This is a genomic window from Pelomonas sp. KK5, from assembly GCF_001984095.1.
Taxonomy (GTDB): Bacteria; Pseudomonadota; Gammaproteobacteria; order Burkholderiales; family Burkholderiaceae_C; genus KK5.
In genome coordinates this window covers 1-16,252 of the sequence record NZ_LYVQ01000052.1, presented here as the reverse complement: position 1 = coordinate 16,252, position 16,252 = coordinate 1, and the positions used below count along the sequence as shown (strand labels likewise).

General features: G+C 69.3%; 16 protein-coding genes and 1 pseudogene. 11 read left to right on the top strand and 6 right to left on the bottom strand.

Going from position 1 to position 16,252, the window contains the following annotated elements; translation table 11 throughout:
- Nucleotides 1-21: 21 nt before the first annotated feature.
- The 11 genes from B0W88_RS10520 (at nt 22) to B0W88_RS10470 (ending at nt 9,685) form a co-directional block, all read left to right on the top strand.
- Nucleotides 22-1,056 (top strand): PepSY-associated TM helix domain-containing protein, encoded by a 1,035-nt coding sequence (locus B0W88_RS10520; protein WP_083748703.1) that lies wholly within the window; start codon nt 22-24, stop codon nt 1,054-1,056.
- A gap of 31 nt (nt 1,057-1,087) precedes the next feature.
- Nucleotides 1,088-2,302, top strand: coding sequence for a DUF1624 domain-containing protein (locus B0W88_RS10515; RefSeq protein ID WP_083748702.1), 1,215 nt, complete (start codon nt 1,088-1,090; stop codon nt 2,300-2,302).
- Nucleotides 2,303-2,317: 15 nt separating this feature from the next.
- Entirely contained in the window at nt 2,318-2,683 is a 366-nt protein-coding gene (locus tag B0W88_RS10510) for a helix-turn-helix domain-containing protein (RefSeq protein ID WP_083748701.1), read from the top strand.
- Nucleotides 2,684-2,697: 14 nt separating this feature from the next.
- Nucleotides 2,698-3,900: an amidohydrolase gene (locus B0W88_RS10505; protein WP_077034628.1), complete on the top strand. Its 1,203-nt coding sequence runs from the start codon at nt 2,698-2,700 to the stop codon at nt 3,898-3,900.
- 97 nt (nt 3,901-3,997) lie between these two features.
- On the top strand, nt 3,998-4,738 hold the full coding sequence (locus B0W88_RS10500) for a DUF4198 domain-containing protein (RefSeq protein WP_077034611.1): 741 nt from the start codon (nt 3,998-4,000) through the stop codon (nt 4,736-4,738).
- A 50-nt stretch (nt 4,739-4,788) separates the two neighbouring features.
- Nucleotides 4,789-5,181: a hypothetical protein gene (locus B0W88_RS10495; protein ID WP_077034610.1), complete on the top strand. Its 393-nt coding sequence runs from the start codon at nt 4,789-4,791 to the stop codon at nt 5,179-5,181.
- A gap of 3 nt (nt 5,182-5,184) precedes the next feature.
- Nucleotides 5,185-5,895, top strand: coding sequence for a HupE/UreJ family protein (locus B0W88_RS10490; protein WP_077034609.1), 711 nt, complete (start codon nt 5,185-5,187; stop codon nt 5,893-5,895).
- Nucleotides 5,892-6,515, top strand: a complete 624-nt coding sequence (locus tag B0W88_RS10485) for a hypothetical protein (protein WP_077034608.1) — start codon at nt 5,892-5,894, stop codon at nt 6,513-6,515. The genes B0W88_RS10490 and B0W88_RS10485 overlap by 4 nt, the downstream gene beginning before the upstream one ends.
- A gap of 12 nt (nt 6,516-6,527) precedes the next feature.
- Nucleotides 6,528-6,881 (top strand): cupin domain-containing protein, encoded by a 354-nt coding sequence (locus B0W88_RS10480; protein WP_077034607.1) that lies wholly within the window; start codon nt 6,528-6,530, stop codon nt 6,879-6,881.
- Nucleotides 6,882-6,886: 5 nt separating this feature from the next.
- On the top strand, nt 6,887-8,212 hold the full coding sequence (locus B0W88_RS10475; protein ID WP_077034627.1) for an FAD-binding oxidoreductase: 1,326 nt from the start codon (nt 6,887-6,889) through the stop codon (nt 8,210-8,212).
- A gap of 9 nt (nt 8,213-8,221) precedes the next feature.
- Nucleotides 8,222-9,685 (top strand): aldehyde dehydrogenase family protein, encoded by a 1,464-nt coding sequence (locus B0W88_RS10470; protein WP_077034606.1) that lies wholly within the window; start codon nt 8,222-8,224, stop codon nt 9,683-9,685.
- Between the two features lie 392 nt (nt 9,686-10,077).
- Here B0W88_RS10470 and B0W88_RS10460 read toward each other — a convergent pair whose 3' ends face one another.
- From B0W88_RS10460 to B0W88_RS10435, 6 genes and pseudogenes are all read right to left on the bottom strand, one after another.
- On the bottom strand, nt 10,078-10,602 hold the full coding sequence (locus B0W88_RS10460) for a carboxymuconolactone decarboxylase family protein (RefSeq protein ID WP_077034604.1): 525 nt from the start codon (nt 10,600-10,602) through the stop codon (nt 10,078-10,080).
- A 14-nt stretch (nt 10,603-10,616) separates the two neighbouring features.
- Entirely contained in the window at nt 10,617-12,656 is a 2,040-nt protein-coding gene (locus tag B0W88_RS10455) for a tripartite tricarboxylate transporter permease (protein WP_077034603.1), read from the bottom strand.
- Nucleotides 12,657-12,690: 34 nt separating this feature from the next.
- Complete coding sequence (locus tag B0W88_RS10450; RefSeq protein WP_077034602.1) at nt 12,691-13,545, bottom strand: amidohydrolase; 855 nt, start codon at nt 13,543-13,545, stop codon at nt 12,691-12,693.
- 62 nt (nt 13,546-13,607) lie between these two features.
- A complete protein-coding gene (locus B0W88_RS10445) occupies nt 13,608-14,636 on the bottom strand; it encodes a tripartite tricarboxylate transporter substrate binding protein (RefSeq protein ID WP_077034601.1) in 1,029 nt (342 codons plus the stop codon).
- A gap of 13 nt (nt 14,637-14,649) precedes the next feature.
- Nucleotides 14,650-16,011 (bottom strand): porin, encoded by a 1,362-nt coding sequence (locus tag B0W88_RS10440; protein ID WP_083748700.1) that lies wholly within the window; start codon nt 16,009-16,011, stop codon nt 14,650-14,652.
- A 40-nt stretch (nt 16,012-16,051) separates the two neighbouring features.
- Nucleotides 16,052-16,252 (bottom strand): annotated as a pseudogene (locus tag B0W88_RS10435) (hypothetical protein); the annotation flags it as partial.

Genomic DNA, 16,252 nt, shown 5'->3' with positions numbered 1-16,252 from the left:
CGCAGCCGGACGCACCAGGCCATGAAATCCATGATGCGTTTCCACCGCTGGGTCGGCCGGGGGCTGGCCGCCCTGCTGCTGGTCGCCGCGCTGACCGGTGCCGGCATGCAATGGCTGCAGCCGCTGCCCGATGAGGCACCGGCGGCGGCCGGGCCCTCCCTCCAGGCGCAGGCCGATGCGCTCGATCGCGGCCTGGCGACGCTGCAGGCCACGCGGCCCGACCTGCAGTGGCGGCTGGTGCAACTGGGCAGGTCCACGCTGCAGGTCGAACTGGACGACACGCGGGGGAAACGCTGGCGGGCCGAGCTGGCGGCCGCGGACGGCCGCCTGCTGGCCGTGGTTGGCGAGGACGCGCTGCTGGGCCCCTGGCTGGTGCGACTGCATCTGTGGCAATGGCTGGGAGTCGGCGGCTTCTGGTTGACCGGGCTGGTGGCCTGCCTTGCGCTCTGCTCGACGGCTGTGGGCCTGCGGCTGTGGTGGCGGCTGCGACGCACCCGCGCGCCACAGCTGCGGCGGCGCTGGCACCGGCGCGTCGGCATCGTGGCGCTGATGCCGCTGGCTCTGCTGTTCGGCACGGCCGCGGCACTGAGCTGGCCGGGTGCCGTGCGTGCTGCGATCGTCGCGCTGGGCGGTCAACCGGCCATGGAGATCCCCGTGGCACCGGTGCGCCCGGACCTGGCACGGGTCTCGGCAGGCCAAGCCTTGCTCAATGCTGCTGCGGCCCTGCCCGAGGCCAGGCCGCAGCGACTGTACCGGCAGGCGCCGGGGCTGCTGCGCCTGCGCCTGCGCGGCGAGGAATGGCACCCCTACGGGCTCAGCCAGGTCTTCGTGGCCGAGCAGGGCGGCGGGGTTGTCGCGGTGCGCGACGGACGGCAGTTGCCGCTGGTCGAGCGCTACGTCAACGTGATCTTCTCCTTGCATGCAGGCGCCGTGCCGCCGTGGGGTGGGCCCACGACGGCCCTGCTGATGCGTCTGGGCTGGACCGCCCTGGCCCTGTCCCTGGCGGCCCTACTGCTGACGGGCCTGCCCTGGCGACAGCGCAAGCTGCCGCGCTGAACCCACTCAATCCTTTTTCGACGAGTCCATCATGTCCACTCCGTCCAGTCTGTCCCGTGCCGCAGTGATGCCGCAGCCTGCTGCATCGCTGTCGGGTCAAATTGCTGCGCACAAGGCGCGCATCACGTCCATCGACGCGCTGCGGGGCTTCGTGATGATCGTGATGCTGCTGGACCACGTGCGGGAGACGCTCTACCTGCACCTGCAGGTGACCGATCCGATGACCGTGCCCGGCACGCCCTCGGATGTCTTCTTCTCGCGCCTGGCCGCGCATTTCTGCGCCCCGGTGTTCGTGTTCCTGACCGGCCTGTCGGCCTGGCTCTATGCCAACCCGCCGAGCGGCGCGAAGCGCGACGTGCGCGACTTCCTGCTCAAGCGCGGCCTGCTGCTGATCCTGCTGGAACTGACGCTGGTGAACTTCGCCTGGAGCGGCACCTACACCGTGCTCTACCTGCAGGTCATGTGGGCGATCGGCTTCAGCATGGTCGTGCTGGCCTACATGTCCGGCCTGCCGCGCTGGCTGCTGGCGACGCTGGGGCTGCTCATCGTGGGCGGCCACAACGCGGTGGCCGGCTACGTGGTCGCGCCGGACAGCGCCTGGTTCCCGCTTTGGACCCTGATGCTGCACCGCGGTTGGCTGGTCGCCGACGGCGCGCTGAAGGTCAAGCTGACCTATCCGGCGCTGCCCTGGGTCGGCGTGATCCTGCTCGGCTATGCCTTCGCGCCGCTCTTCTCCGCGGCGGTGAGCCGGCTGCAGCGCCAGCGCACGCTGGTGCTCACGGGCCTAGCCTGCCTGGCCCTGCTGCTGGTGCTGCGCGGCTTCAACATCTACGGTGAGAACGCGCCCTGGACCCCCCAGGCCAACGGCATCGAGACGCTGAAGGACTGGCTCGACTTCACCAAGTACCCGCCCTCGCTGGACTTCCTGCTGATGACGCTGGGCGGCGGCCTGCTGATGCTGGCGGCGCTGGAGAAGGCGGACAACGGCTTCACCCGCGTCTGTTCGACCTTCGGCGGCGCGCCGATGTTCTATTACATCTTCCACCTCTATGTGCTGATGATCAGCTACCGCATCCTGCTGGCCATATTCGGCCCGAACCAGGGCACCCGCTTCGGCGTCGATGCGGATTCCTTCTGGGTCGTGTGGGTGGTGTGGCTGGCGATGGTGCCGCTGCTCTACATCCCGGTGCGCGCCTTCGCGGCGTTCAAGCGCCGCTCCACCCAGGCCTGGGTGCGCTACTTCTGACGCCGGCCCGCCATCATGCGTGACGACACCCTCACCACAGCGCCGCGCCGCAGCCGGCACCGCTCGCTGGAGCCGGTGCTGCGCCATATCGACGCGCACCTGAGCGAGCCGCTCAGCCTCGAAGGCCTGGCCCAGCTCAGCGGCCTGAGCCTGTGGCGCTTCGCCACCGTCTTCCGCGAGCATGTGGGCCTGCCGCCCTATCGCTACATCGACCAGCAGCGCGTGCGCCATGCCCAGCTGCTGCTGCGCCAGGGCATGCCGCCGGCCCGGGTGGCCACCGAGGCCGGCTTCTACGACCAGAGCCATCTCTCGCGCCGCTTCAAGCGCCAGTGCGGGATGACGCCGGGCCAGTACCAGACCGAGGCCGGGGCGCGGGCATGAAGGAGCAGCCGACCATGCCGCACGACATCCATGACCTGCTGCCGGCCCTGACCGTCCTGCGCCACGACCTGCACGCCCACCCCGAGCTGGCCTTCGCCGAGCACCGCACGGCCGGCATCGTGGCCGCCGCGCTGCGCGAGCTGGGCCTGGAGGTGCACGAGGGCATCGGCGGCACCGGCGTGGTCGGCGTGCTGCGCCATGGCGAGGGCGGCAGCGTGGGCCTGCGCGCCGACATGGATGCGCTGCCGATGAACGAACAGGGCCGCCACGCGCATGCCAGCGTGCACGCCGGCGCGCACCACGGCTGCGGCCACGACGGCCACACGGCCATGCTGCTCGGCGCCGCGCGGCAGCTGGCGCGCACGCGGCGCTTCGCCGGCACGGTCAACTTCATCTTCCAGCCGGCCGAGGAAGGTCGCGGCGGCGCCGACGCGATGATCCGCGACGGGCTGTTCGAACGCTTCCCCTGCGAGCAGGTCTTCGCGCTGCACAACTGGCCTGACCTGCCGCTGGGCCAGGCGCAGACGCGGCCCGGCCCGATCATGGCGGCGGCCGACCGCTTCGACATCAGCGTGCGCGGCCGCGGCGGCCATGCCGCCCAGCCGCAGCACACGCCCGACGCGATCCTGGCTGCGGCCCAGCTCGTCACGCAGCTGAACACCATCGTCGCGCGCCGCATCGACCCGGGCGAATCGGCCGTGCTGTCGGTCACCCGCATCGAGGGCGGCCATTCGCACAACGTGCTGCCCGCCGAGGTGCAGATCACCGGCACCGTGCGCAGCTTCGACACCGCCTCGCAGGACCGCATCGAGGCCGCGCTGAAGGCCATGGCGCAGGGCGTGGCCCTGGCCAGCGGCACCGAGATCGAGGTGCGCTACACCCGCTACTACCCGTCCACCGTCAACGATGCGGCGGCGGTGGAACTGGCGCTGGAAGCCGCCCGGGCGGCCGGCCTGCAGGCCGCGCTGGCGCCGCGCCCGGCCTTCACCTCGGAGGATTTCGCCTTCATGCTGCGCGCGCGGCCCGGGGCCTATCTCTGGCTCGGCCAGGGGCCTGCGCAAGCCCAGGCCGGCGAGCCGGTCTCGCACCCGCTGCACCATCCCTGCTACGACTTCAACGATGCCGCCATGGCCGGCGGCATCCGCTGGTTCGCCAGCGTCGCCGAGCGTGCGCTGAGCGGCCACGGCGCTGCGGTTTGCCCGCCATCTTCAGCATGAAATCTCGCCGGGCCGCCCCGTTTCGGCAGCTTGCGCCCGGCCCTTTCCCTATGCTTTCCATCAACGGATTTCCATTCAACAGCGTCGGAGTCTTCCCATGAAAATGTCCCAGCTATTCGCGGTCTCTGCCCTCTTCGCCGGCCTCGCCGCCTCGATGAGCGCTCAGGCCCACGGCATCTGGTTCGCGCAGCGCTCGACGCAGCTGGCGCTGATCTACGGCGTCGGCGCCGATGACCTGGACTCGGTCAAGCGCCTGCCGCTGATCCAGAGCATCGCGTCCTACGACGCCGAGATGAAGCCGGTGCCGACCAAGCTGCGCGCGGCGGGCCCGCTGCTGCTGGTGGACAGCGAGAGCGCGCCGACGGTGGTCGCCGCCGTGCTCGACAACGGCACCTGGAGCAAGACGCCCGACGGCGAATGGCACAAGAAGGGCAAGGACGAGCTGCCCAGCGCCGTCACCAGCGAGAAGACGATGAAGTACGCGGTGGTCATCCGCGGCCCCCTGTCGACCCCGCTGCCGGCCCTGCCCGGCCAGGTGCTGCAGGTGGTGCCGGTCGAGACCGCGCTGCCGGTGCTGCTGGGCAAGCCGCTGAAGCTGCGCGTGCTGTTCAAGGGCCAGCCGGTGGCCGGCGCACAGGTGCAGAGCGACTACGTCAACGACCCGGACAACGAGGGCGTCAGGAGCGGCGCCGACGGCATCGTGACGATCACCGTGCGCAACCAGGGCCTGAACGTCGTCGCGGCGACCTACGACGGCCCGACCGACGACCCGGCCAAGGCCACCAAGATCGAGCACCGGGCAACGCTGTCCTTCGTACTGCCGCACGCACCCGAATGAGCGCCTGCCGCCGCTGACGGCCTCTCCCCGCCACCGATCGAGGAACCCTGATGAAGAACCGACTCAAAACCCGTGCCGCCCTGCTGGCCCTCGCCGCCGCCGCATTGGCCTTCACCGCCCCGGCGCACGCCCATGGCAGCACCAAGCCCGAACACGGCGGCATCGTGCAGATGTCCGGCGAGACCCTGCTGGAACTGAGCGTCAAGCCGGATTCCGTCGCGCTGTACCTGAAGGATGACGACGAGGACGTGCCCAGCGCCGGCATGAGCGCCAGGCTGACGATCACCTACAAGGGCGCCAAGACCGAGCTCAACCTGGAGCCGGCCGGCGGCAACAAGTTCGAGGCCAAGGGCGTGAGGATCGCCGCCGGCTCCAAGGTCGGCGTGATGCTGGTGAACAAGGCCACGCAGGCCAAGGTGTCGGCCCTCTTCTCGATCGACTGAGCGATGGACCGCACGAGCTTCAAGCGGCTGGCGCCCTTGGCGCTGTTCGCGGGCGCCCTGCTGGCGGCCGGCGACGGCGCCTGGGCTCACGGCGTCTCCGATGACGACAAGACCTTCATCCAGGGCAACCCGGGCGTCAACGTCATTCCCTACGTCTACCTCGGCGCCAAGCACATGGTGACCGGCTACGACCACCTGCTGTTCCTGTTCGGCGTGATCTTCTTCCTGTACCGGCTGAAGGACGTGGGCCGCTACGTCACGCTGTTCGCCATCGGCCACAGCACCACGCTGCTGCTGGGCGTGCTGGCCAACATCCACGCGAGCGCCTACCTGGTCGACGCGATCATCGGGCTGTCCGTGGTCTACAAGGCCTTCGACAACCTCGGTGGCTTCAAGCGCGTGCTGGGCGTCGAGCCGAACCAGAAGGCAGCGGTGCTGATCTTCGGCCTCTTCCACGGCTTCGGCCTGGCGACCAAGATCCAGGAGATGTCGATCTCGCCCGACGGGCTGCTGGCCAACCTCGTCAGCTTCAATGTCGGCGTGGAGATCGGCCAGCTGCTCGCGCTGAGCCTGATCCTGATCCTGATGACGCTCTGGCGCCGCACCGAGGGCTTCCAGCGCAACGTGCTGCAGGCCAATGCCGCGCTGATGTGCGCAGGCTTCGTGCTGATCGGCTACCAGCTTTCGGGCTACTTCACCTCCCCCCTCCAATGATGACCGTGCTCAACACCTCTTCCGGCAGCGTGCCCTACGCCGCCTCGTCGCGCTCGCTGGGCCTGGCCACCGGTTCCGCTTTCGTCGTCGCCTTGCTGATCCTGGTGCTGTTCGTGCTGCCGGCCGAACGTGGCATCGACCTGACCGGCATCGGCGCGAAGCTGGGCCTGGCGCAGATGCGCGGCGGCGAGGCCTCGTCTGGCGCTGCCGCGGCGCGACCGGCGACGGTCGCATCGGCAGCCGCGGCGCTCGCCGTCGCCCCCCAGGGCAAGGCGGAGATCGCCAAGGCCACGCCGATGCGCGCGGACGACATGAGCGTCGTCCTACCGCCGCACTCGGGCATCGAGATCAAGGCCGAGATGAAGACCGGCGACCACCTGATCTTCCGCTGGGAATCCACCGCCCCGGTCAAGATGGACATGCACGGCGAGCGTCCCAACGCCGGCGACGAGTTCACGCGCTACTGGATGGAATCCGACCTGTCCGGCGGCCAGGGTGCCTTCACCGCGCCCTTCGACGGCCGCCACGGCTGGTTCTGGCGCAACCGCAGCGACAAGGAAGTCACCATCAAGATACATACGGCCGGCTTCTACGAAGCGCTGTTCCAGCCCAAGCATTGAGAAGAAGAGACCATGTCCGACCTGCACATCACCATCCGGCTCGACCAGCTGGGCGAACCGCGCGAATACCGTCCGCCGGCCGAGCGCGTCCTCGAAGGCGACATCATCTGCCGCAACTGGGACATCGACAGCGCCAAGGACGGCAAGGTCCGCGCCGGCGTGTTCGAATCGACGCCCGGCGTGAACCGCTCGATCAAGGGCGAGACCTGGGAGTTCTGCCTGATCCTGTCGGGCGTGGCCGAGATCACCGAGGACGGCCAGGCACCGGTGACCTACCGGGCCGGCGACAGCTTCATCATGAAGCCCGGCTACCTCGGCACCTGGCGCACGATAGAGACCGTGCGCAAGCTCTGGATCACGGCCTGATGACGATGCGTGCACTGCTGGACACGGTCGAGAGCAGCCGCGAGCTTCCCGCCTCGGCCGACGTCGTCGTCATCGGCGGCGGCATCATCGGATCGTTCACGGCCTACTACCTCGCCCGGCGCGGCCTGAAGGTCGCGCTGCTGGAGAAGGGCCGCATCGGCGGCGAGCAGTCCAGCCGCAACTGGGGCTGGTGCCGCCAGCAGAACCGCGATGCCCGCGAACTGCCGATGGCCACCAAGAGCCTGGACCTGTGGGAGCAGTTCGCGGCCGACGAGCAGGAGCAAACCGGCTTCCGCCGTTGCGGCCTGCTCTACCTCAGCAACGACGAGGCGGAGCTGGCGGGCTGGGCGCGCTGGGGCGAGTTCGCCCGCTCGGTCAATGTACGGACGCAGATGCTCAACGCGGCCGAGGCGGCGGAGCACGGCAAGGCGACCGGCAAGGCCTGGAAGGGTGGCGTCTATTCGCCGACCGACGGCACCGCCGATCCTTCGCGCGCGGCGCCCGCGGTGGCCCGCGCGACCATGCGGCGCGGCGGCACGGTGCACCAGGGCTGCGCCGTGCGCGGCCTGGAGACCGAGGGCGGCCGGCTGTCCGCCGTCATCACCGAGAAGGGCAGCATCCGCACCCGCGTGGCGGTGCTGGCCGGCGGGGCCTGGGCCTCCTCGTTCTGCCGCCAGTACGGCATCCGCTTCCCGCAGGCCACGATACGCCAGACGGTGATGGCCGTGGCGCCCGGCGCGGGCGAGCTGCCGCCGGCGCTGCACACCAGCCAGATCAGCATCACGCGGCGCAGCGACGGCGGCTACACGCTGGCCGTCAGCGGCCGGGGTCGGGTCGATCCGACGGCGCAGCTGCTGCGCTTCTCGACCCAGTTCCTGCCGATGTTCATGCGGCGCTGGCGCAACCTGGCGCCGGGCACGCTCGAAGGCCTGCGCTCAGGCCACGAGAGCCTGTCCCGCTGGCGGCTGGACCAGCCGACGCCGATGGAGCGCATGCGCATTCTCGACCCCACGCCGGACACCGCCGCGATCCGCCTGACGCACCAGCGCGCCCTCGCCTTCATGCCCGCCCTGAAGGACCGGGCCGTCACCGGCGCCTGGGCCGGCTACGTGGACAGCACGCCCGATGGCGTACCCGGCATCGGCGAGATCGCCAGCCTGCCAGGCCTGGTGCTCGCGGCCGGCTTCAGCGGTCATGGCTTCGGCATCGGCCCCGGCGCCGGCCACCTGATCGCCGACATCGTCAGCGGAGCGGCGCCCCTGGTCGACCCGCGCCCCTACCACCCGGACCGCTTCAAGTCCTCGGCCTGGGGCCAGGTGGCCGACTTCTAGAGACCGAGCATGAGCACATCCGCAATGACGCCTGATCCGGCCCGCCATGGCCGCCGTTTCTACATCGATGGCGCCTGGTGCGAGCCCGCTGCCGCCGCCGAGCAGTTCGCCGTCGTGAACCCGGCCGACGAGCGCGTGCTGGGCCATATCGCCATGGGCGGCGGCGAGGACGTGGACCGCGCCGTCGCGGCGGCGCGCCGCGCGTTCCCGGCCTACTCGCGCAGCAGCGTGACCGAGCGTGCGGCGCTGCTGGAGCGCATCCACGGGCTGATGCTCGAGCGCGCGGAGGCGCTGGCCCAAGCGCTGAGCCTGGAGATGGGTGTCGCCCTCAGTTACGCCCGCACGGCGCAGCTGCCCTTCGCCGCGGAGCATGTGCGCGCAGCACGGGAGGTCCTGCTGCGCTATCCCTTCATGCAGCCGCATGGCAGCACCGTCGTCGCCCGCGAGGCGATCGGCGTCTGCGGCCTGATCACGCCCTGGAACTGGCCGCTGTACCAGCTCACTGCCAAGGTAGCGCCGGCCCTGGCGGCAGGCTGCTGCGTGGTCGTGAAGCCCAGCGAACTGTCACCGTTCAGCGCCCTGCTATTCGCCCAGCTGGTGCATGACGCCGGCGTGCCACCAGGCGTGTTCAACCTGGTCAACGGCTCGGGTCCCGTCGTGGGCGCGGCCATGTCCGAGCATCCGGGCATCGACATGATCTCGTTCACCGGCTCGACCCGTGCGGGCGTGCTGGTAGCGCAGGCCGCGGCGCCGACGGTGAAGCGTGTGACCCAGGAGCTGGGCGGCAAGTCGCCCAACGTGTTGCTTCCCGATACTGACTTCGCGCGTGCCGTGCCGATGGGCGTGGCCGCCGCATTTCGCAACGTTGGACAGTCCTGTAGCGCGCCCACACGGATGATCGTGCCGCGCACGGCGCTGGCGCAGGTCGAGGCGCTGGCCTGCGAGGCTGCCGCGAGCATCGTCGTCGGAGATCCGATGGCAACAACGACCACCCATGGGCCGATTGCCAACCGGCCACAATTCGAACGAGTCCAGCAGATGATCCAACTCGGGCTGGACGATGGCGCGCGCCTGCTCTGCGGTGGTCCGGGCCGCCCCGAGGGACTGGATCGAGGCTTCTACGTCCGCCCGACGATCTTCTCGTCGGTCGCGACGGCCATGCGGATCGCCCAGGAGGAGGTCTTCGGTCCTGTGCTGTGCATCCTTCCCTACGATACGCTGGAGGAGGCGGTAAGGATCGCCAACGACACCGTCTACGGGCTGGGCGCGCACGTGCAGGGCCGCGACCTCGGCCAGGCCCGCGCGGTGGCAGCACAGATCCGTGCCGGCCAGGTCCTGATCAACCATCCCGCCTGGGATCCGTTCGCACCCTTCGGCGGCTACAAGCTCTCGGGCAACGGCCGCGAGTATGGTCGCCACGGGCTGGAGGAATACCTCGAGACCAAGGCCATTCTCGGGTTCGAGGTGGCGTAGAGGCCGACCCGCAGGCCGCGCTTCCGGCGCCGGGCTTCTGTGCGGGCCTGACCATCTATTTCCTGATCGGCTCCGTCCTGTGCTGCGCCCTGAAGGAGCGGTCCTTGAAGGGTGCATTGTTCGCTGGCATTCCAGCGCCGGCCCTGATCGCCAGCAGCATCGCGGGGCTCTCGGACGCCAAGCCCCTGGCCGCCGAGACGAAGCCTCCTGTCGAGAAGGCATCGACCAGCCAGGGCTCGACGGGCTTCCTCGAGAGCCTCATCCCGTCCGCCATGGCCCAGCGCACCCGGGCAAAGGAGGCCGCGGCCTGCCGCGCGTTCGCGACTACTCGGCCGGGTTCCAGCAGTGATGAGGCCTCCGACGTTGGAGGCGGCGCGCGCCGCCGCGGGCCGTCATGCCTTCGGTTCCAGCGCGTGCAAGCTCATCGCCAGCGACACCGACGTGAAGTAGCCGATCGTCACCAGCAGCTCGGCGATGGCGGCCCGCCCCAGCTCCGCGTCATAACGCGCAAAGCGAGCGTCATCGACGGCGGCTCCCGCGAGGATGTCGGCCACCGCCTCGCAGACCGCGCCGAAGCGGCCGCCCTGCGATTCGGGCCGGCGCTTCTCCAGCAGCGCCGCCACCACGTCTTCCGGCACGCCCGCCTTCAGCGCATGCCGGCGATGGTTGGCGATCACGTAGGGCGCGTTCCAGAACACCGCCGTCGCCAGGATCGCCACCTCGGTCTCGGCCTCGGTGAGCACCGGCGACCTGTCCACGTGCGTGCCGATGATCTCCATGCCCTCGGCCAGGCGGGGGTTGTGCAGCCAGATGTTGAAGGGCGTGGGGATGCGCCCCCTTCCTTCGCCGAGCCTGGCGATCACGCGCCGCTGGTGTTCGTCGGCGGTGTCGGGGTCGATGCGTGCGAGTCGGTCCATGTCGGGTTCCCTCATCAGGCGGCCGGGGTCAGCCATTGGTCAAGCAGGCAGCTCGGCCAGGCCACGTGCAGGATCTGGTCGAAGATGCCGTAGAGCGCCGCCGTCAGGCAGACGGCCAGGATCAGGCTCAGCTTCCAGCTTTCGCGGCCTTCGATGCGCATGAAGGCCACCATCATCAGCGGCACCGTGGGCACCAGGCCGATCACCGCCATGCAGCCGAGGAAGGCCAGCATCCAGCCGAAGAAGCGCGCGGCGCGCTTGAGCACGACCGGTGTCGGCAGTGCGCCCTCGCCTTCGTCGCCGGCCAGGTCCATGTGGATGCCGCCGCCCGCATCCGCCTTCGCCAGCACCGGCGGCGCCACCAGCACCTTGTAGAGCAGGCTCACCGTGCCCGCGGCCACCAGGATGCCGGCCACCACGGTCGGGCCGATCTTGGCCGAAAAGAGCCACTCCTGCGAGGTGGCCAGCGCATAGGCGCCCAGGCCGATGAAGAAGACGTAGACCAGGTCCTCGCCCTTCAGCCGGATCCTCTCGCGCAGCCGCGGCAGCTGCACATGGCCACCGGCGCGCAGCTGCGCCAGCAGCGGCCTGAAGAACACCAGCGCCGACAGCGCCAGGATCACGATCACGCCCGGGCGCAGCAGCCAGTCCGCGCCATAGCGCATGAAGGAGATGGACATGTAGCGCTCGATCAGCGCGCCCAGCACCAGGCCCAGGATCAGCGGCGGGCGCGCCCACTTCATGCGCTTCATGATCCAGCCGAGCAGGCCGAAGACCAGCAGCACGATCATGTCGCCCCAGCTGTGCTTGCCCTCGAAGGCGCCCACGTAGACGATGGGCATGATCACCGGCAGGATCAGCGTCCAGCGCAGCGTCGCCACCTTGGCGAACTGCCCGCTCAGCGCAAAGCACAGGCCCGCGCCGAAGATGTTCGCCAGCGCAATCGACCACACCATCGAGAAGGCCAGGTCCAGGTGCTTGGTCAGGATCTCCGGCCCGGGCACGAAGCCATGGACCAGCATCGCGCCCAAGAGGATCGCCTGCACCGCGCCGCCCGGCACGCCGAAGGCCAGCATCGGCACCAGCATGCCGCCCTCGCGGGCGTTGTTGGCCGACTCCGGCGCGATCACGCCGCGCACATCGCCCTTGGTGAAGGTGTCCTTGCCGCCCTTGGAGGTCTGCATCGCGTAGCCGTAGATGATCCAGTCCATCACGGCCGAGGTGACGCCCGGGATCATGCCGAGGAAGGCACCCAGGCCGCTGCAGCGCAGCACCAGGAACCAGTTGCGCAACGCGTCCTTGACGCCCTGCTTCATGCCCTCGCGCGAGCTCAGCGGCACCTGCGTGGCCACCGCCGTGCGCGTGATCGCCAGCTCGCACAGCTCGGGCAACGCGAACATGCCCAGCACGATGGGCACGATGGGAATGCCGTCCTCGAGGTAGAGCAGGTCGCCGGTCCAGCGCATCTGGCCGGTCTGCGCATTGGTGCCGATCATGCCGACCAGGATGCCGAAGCAGGCCACGACCATGCCGCGCAGCGGCGCCTTGCCCGACAGCGCGGACACCATCGCGATGCCGAACATCGTCAGCGCGAGCATCTCCGGCGTGGCGATGGCCAGCACCAGCGGCCGCACCAGCGGCAGCATGAAGGCCAGGATCACCGCGCCCACCAGCCCGCCCAGCAGCGAGGAGGTGTAGCAGGCGGCCAGCGCGCGCGAGCCCTCGCCGCGCTTGGTCATCGGCAGCCCATCCAGCACCGCGGCCTGCGCGCCCGCATGGCCCGGCACGCCGAACAGCACGGCCGTCACCACCTCCGAGGTGGCGATGACCGAGTGCATGCCCAGCAGCATCGCGAAGGCCGCGTACGGGTCCATCGTGTAGGTGAAGGGCACCAGCAGCGCGAAGCCGGTGAGCCCGCCGATGCCGGGCACCAGGCCCAGGCCCAGGCCTACCAGCACCCCGAGCACGAGGAAGACCAGCCGCTCCGGCGAGAGGATGATCGCCAGCGCGTGGGCGATGGCGCCCAGGGTGGCCGAGTCATTGAAGAAGTCCATCTGCTTGTCTCCTCTGTCCGAGGTTCTTATCGATCTATTTGGCCAGCATCGGATACAGGATCTTCGCCGTGCCGCCCCAGATCCAGGCGCGGTCCGCTTCACTCAGCGCGGCGAAGCACCGGTACCCCTGCTCGATCAGCGTCTTCAGCGGGCCCTTGGAGGCCGGGTAGTTGGAGCCGAAGGCGAGACGGTCGGCGCCGAACACGCTGACCAGCTTGGCGAAGAAGGCATCCGCGCCGCCCGGTGCCGCCTGCGCCAGGTCGAAGGTGCGCGGCGTGATCTTCAAGTAGACGTTTCGGTACTTGGCCATCGCGAACAGCTCGCTACTCGCCGCATAAGGCGGGCCGCCATCGAGCACCGGCCGCGCGCAATGGTCGATCGCGATCTTCACCGTGGGGAAGCGCCGCGCCAGTTGCTCCACCATCGGAAGGCCCGCCAGCGTGGTCTGCACGACCATGGTCATGCCGATCTCCGCGCAGCGCTCCCAGATCGGGAAGGTCAGCGGGTTCACGAGCCAGCTCCCGTCGGTCTGGTGCGTGGCGCCGCCGGTGAACAGGCGGATGCCGCCCATGCCGTGCATCAGCCAGTAGTCGAAAGTCTTCAGCGCGTCCGGGGCCAGCAGGTCGAAGGAGTAGACGCCGGTGAAACGCTGCGGATTCTTGGCCACGCTCTCGGCCACATAGGTGTTGTTGTGGCCGTAGGTGGTGGACGAATGGACGATGGCCGCCTTGGCGACGCCCGACTCGTCCATCTCGGCGATCAGCTGCTCGAAGTCGATCGCACGGGTGGCCGACCAGTCAGAGCGGTGGCCGGATTGCGGTGCGATCGGGTAACGCGTTACGTCGGTGGAGACGATGTGCGGGTGGATGTCAATGATTTCGGGGTGCATGGTGATGGCTCCGCTGGCGGGTGTCCGCGCCGGACGCCCGCCTGGGTGAAAACGAACAGGGCTCAACGGTTGCGCAGCTTGCGCGCGGTCTCGATCACCGCCGGCGGCGTCGCGTAGAGCCTGGCGACGATCTGGTCCACGGCGGCGCCGTCCACCGCGTCGACCGGGAAGCCCTGCGCCTTGGCGGCGGCCTTGAACTCCGGGTCGGCCACCGTGCGCATGAAGGCCGCGCGCAGCGCCTCCACGCGCTCCGCGGGCACAGCGGCCGGCACGGCCAGCGGGCGGCCGGCGTCGAAGGGCGTCAGGAAGAAGTCGAACACCGCCTTGGCCTCGGGCTTCAGCGCGTAGTTGCCGAGGCTGGGCACGTTCGGGAAGTCCGGGTGGCTGGCGAAGCCGACGTTCAGCACCACCTTCATCTTGCCGTCCTTGATCAGCCGCGCGGGCTCGCCTTCCTTCAGGCCGTCGATGGTCGGCGCCCAGCCGTCCACCTCGCCGCGCTGCATCGCCAGGTAGACCTCGCCGCGGCCCGAGTAGCCGGGCACGATATTCATCTTCGCGCCCAGGTACTCGTTGACCAGGGCCGGCAGCGTGCGGTTCTCGTTGGAGAAGCCGGTGGCGCCGATGGTGAGCTTCTTCTTCAGCAGGTCATCGGTGGTGGTGACGCCGGAGCGGGTCGTCGCGACGATGGCGTAGTGGACCTTCTCGAGGCTGCCGATCCACTTGACCTTGCGCGGATCGAAACCGCCCTGGCGCGGCTCCAGCAGCGGCACATAGAGGTTGTTGCGCTGCAGGAAGCCGATGGCCGTGCCATCGCTGGGCTGCTTCGATTGCAGCGAAGCCGCGGCCACGATGCCGCCCGCGCCGGCCACGTTGATCACGATCGCCTGCGGCTTGCCCGGGATCTGCTTCGAGAAGAAGCGGGCGAACTGGCGGGCGATGATGTCGGTGGGCGTGCCGGGCTCGGCGCTGACGACCAGCGAGATCGTCTTGCCCTTGTAGAAGTTCTCGACCGAGGGCTGGGCCAGCGCGGGGCCGGCGGCCAGCGCACAGACGCTGGCCAGGGTGAGCATCAGGCGGCGGTTCGTGTTCATGGGGTCGTCGCAATCAGAACTTGTAGAGGACACCGGTGATCAGGCTGTACTGCTTCTCGCCGGCCTTGGGCGTGGGCACCGGCGTGCTCGCGGTGGCGGGCAGCGCCAGCGTGCCGTTGTTGTCCATGTTCGCCAGGGTCATGTAGATCGTCGTGTCCTTGTTGAGCACGTAGCGGCCGCGCAGGTTGATCAAGGTCGCCTTGTTGGCCGAATCATCGTATTTCAGGTGGGCGAGCAGGCCGTCGAGGAAGACATGCTGGCTGACCGGGAAGATGCCTTCCACCCAGTACATGTCGCTCTTCGGCGTGGCCGCATTGCCCTCGTTGTTGCGGGCAATCCAGCCTCCCGTCACCTTCAGGCCGCCCTTGCCGCGGTAGTAGGCGCTGATCACCTTGCGCGTGTCGCTCAGCGTCGGCGAGGTGAGGCCGCCGTAGGTGGCGCTGGTGCCGCCATTGAGCTTCTCGTAGGCCGCGGCGACGCCCCAGGGGCCGCCGGCGTACTTCATGCCGAAGGACACTTCCTTGCACTGCTGCGTCTGGTCCGGCACCTCGCCGGCGCAGTTGGCGCCACCGTTGTTGGCCGGGCCGGTGTTGGACGAGTTGCCGTTCACCGCATCCCAGCCGCCGCTGTAGTTGACGCCGGCCGTGAAGCCGCCGAAGGTGAGCACATAGCTGATCGAGTTGTCGGCGCGCGGGTTGGAGATGCGCGGGTCCAGCAGGCGCAGGCCCTGGTTGCCGGTGCCGTAGGGGTTGGCGTCGTCCCAACCCATGCGCACCGCCGTGTACTGCCGGCCCAGCCGCACCGTGCCGAAGGCGCCCGAGAGCCCCACCCAGGCCTGCCGGCCGAACAGGCGGCCGCCGATGCCGGAGGTGCCGCTGTCCGGCGCGAGGCTGCCTTCGAGGTTGAACGAGCCCTGCAGGCCTTCGGTCAGCTGGCCGTTGCCGAGCACGCCGAAGTGCGGCGTGATCAGGCCGTTGCTGACGCGCAGCGAGGAGTCCACCTGGCCGCCCTTGGCGAGTTCGCCGTTGAGCAGTTCGGCCCCGACGTCGACCATGCCGTAGAACTTCAAGCTGGCCTTCGGTGTCTTCACCAGCTCGATGCCTTCGGAGGTGCCCGCGGCATCTTCCATCTCGTCCTTGGCCTGCTTGGACAGGCCCTGCTCGGCGGACTTGTCCACCGGCGTCGCCAGCGGGCGGCTGGCCTTCTCCTCGTTGGCCTTGACCTGGGCCTTCAGCGCTTCCATCTCGCGGGTCAGCGCGTCGAGGCGCTTCAGCAGGGCTTCGTTGCTGGCGTCGGCCTGAGCCCAGGCGGGGGCGCTGGTCGCGAAGGCGGCGGCGATCAGGGCCTGGATCAGGGTCTTCGTGGGCTTCGTCATCTGTCTTGTCTCCGTTGTTCTATTGGTTTCGGTGAATCGGTCAGTAGGGTGTGGCGGGCGCGGCCGGCGCGCCGATATCGCGCGCCAGGCTCACCACGCCATAGGTCTTCTGCGGCGCCGACATCAAGAGGCCATAGCCCTGGTCCACCAGCGAGCGGAAGTTCTTCGCGCTGGTGTGCGGGTTGCCGACGACGACCTTGTGCTTCTTGCAGGTCTCGACGATGCGGCGCATCGCGTCCTG

What these genes read in the sequence shown, in the direction of transcription:
- B0W88_RS10460 (WP_077034604.1), bottom strand. Translation starts at nt 10,602, where the DNA reads ATGGACCGACTCGCACGCATCGACCCCGACACCGCCGACGAACACCAG.
- B0W88_RS10515 (WP_083748702.1), top strand. Translation starts at nt 1,088, where the DNA reads ATGTCCACTCCGTCCAGTCTGTCCCGTGCCGCAGTGATGCCGCAGCCT.
- B0W88_RS10485 (WP_077034608.1), top strand. Translation starts at nt 5,892, where the DNA reads ATGATGACCGTGCTCAACACCTCTTCCGGCAGCGTGCCCTACGCCGCC.
- B0W88_RS10505 (WP_077034628.1), top strand. Translation starts at nt 2,698, where the DNA reads ATGCCGCACGACATCCATGACCTGCTGCCGGCCCTGACCGTCCTGCGC.
- B0W88_RS10510 (WP_083748701.1), top strand. Translation starts at nt 2,318, where the DNA reads ATGCGTGACGACACCCTCACCACAGCGCCGCGCCGCAGCCGGCACCGC.
- B0W88_RS10490 (WP_077034609.1), top strand. Translation starts at nt 5,185, where the DNA reads ATGGACCGCACGAGCTTCAAGCGGCTGGCGCCCTTGGCGCTGTTCGCG.
- B0W88_RS10495 (WP_077034610.1), top strand. Translation starts at nt 4,789, where the DNA reads ATGAAGAACCGACTCAAAACCCGTGCCGCCCTGCTGGCCCTCGCCGCC.
- B0W88_RS10480 (WP_077034607.1), top strand. Translation starts at nt 6,528, where the DNA reads ATGTCCGACCTGCACATCACCATCCGGCTCGACCAGCTGGGCGAACCG.
- B0W88_RS10475 (WP_077034627.1), top strand. Translation starts at nt 6,887, where the DNA reads ATGCGTGCACTGCTGGACACGGTCGAGAGCAGCCGCGAGCTTCCCGCC.
- B0W88_RS10470 (WP_077034606.1), top strand. Translation starts at nt 8,222, where the DNA reads ATGAGCACATCCGCAATGACGCCTGATCCGGCCCGCCATGGCCGCCGT.
- B0W88_RS10445 (WP_077034601.1), bottom strand. Translation starts at nt 14,636, where the DNA reads ATGAACACGAACCGCCGCCTGATGCTCACCCTGGCCAGCGTCTGTGCG.
- B0W88_RS10450 (WP_077034602.1), bottom strand. Translation starts at nt 13,545, where the DNA reads ATGCACCCCGAAATCATTGACATCCACCCGCACATCGTCTCCACCGAC.
- B0W88_RS10500 (WP_077034611.1), top strand. Translation starts at nt 3,998, where the DNA reads ATGAAAATGTCCCAGCTATTCGCGGTCTCTGCCCTCTTCGCCGGCCTC.
- B0W88_RS10440 (WP_083748700.1), bottom strand. Translation starts at nt 16,011, where the DNA reads ATGACGAAGCCCACGAAGACCCTGATCCAGGCCCTGATCGCCGCCGCC.
- B0W88_RS10455 (WP_077034603.1), bottom strand. Translation starts at nt 12,656, where the DNA reads ATGGACTTCTTCAATGACTCGGCCACCCTGGGCGCCATCGCCCACGCG.
- B0W88_RS10520 (WP_083748703.1), top strand. Translation starts at nt 22, where the DNA reads ATGAAATCCATGATGCGTTTCCACCGCTGGGTCGGCCGGGGGCTGGCC.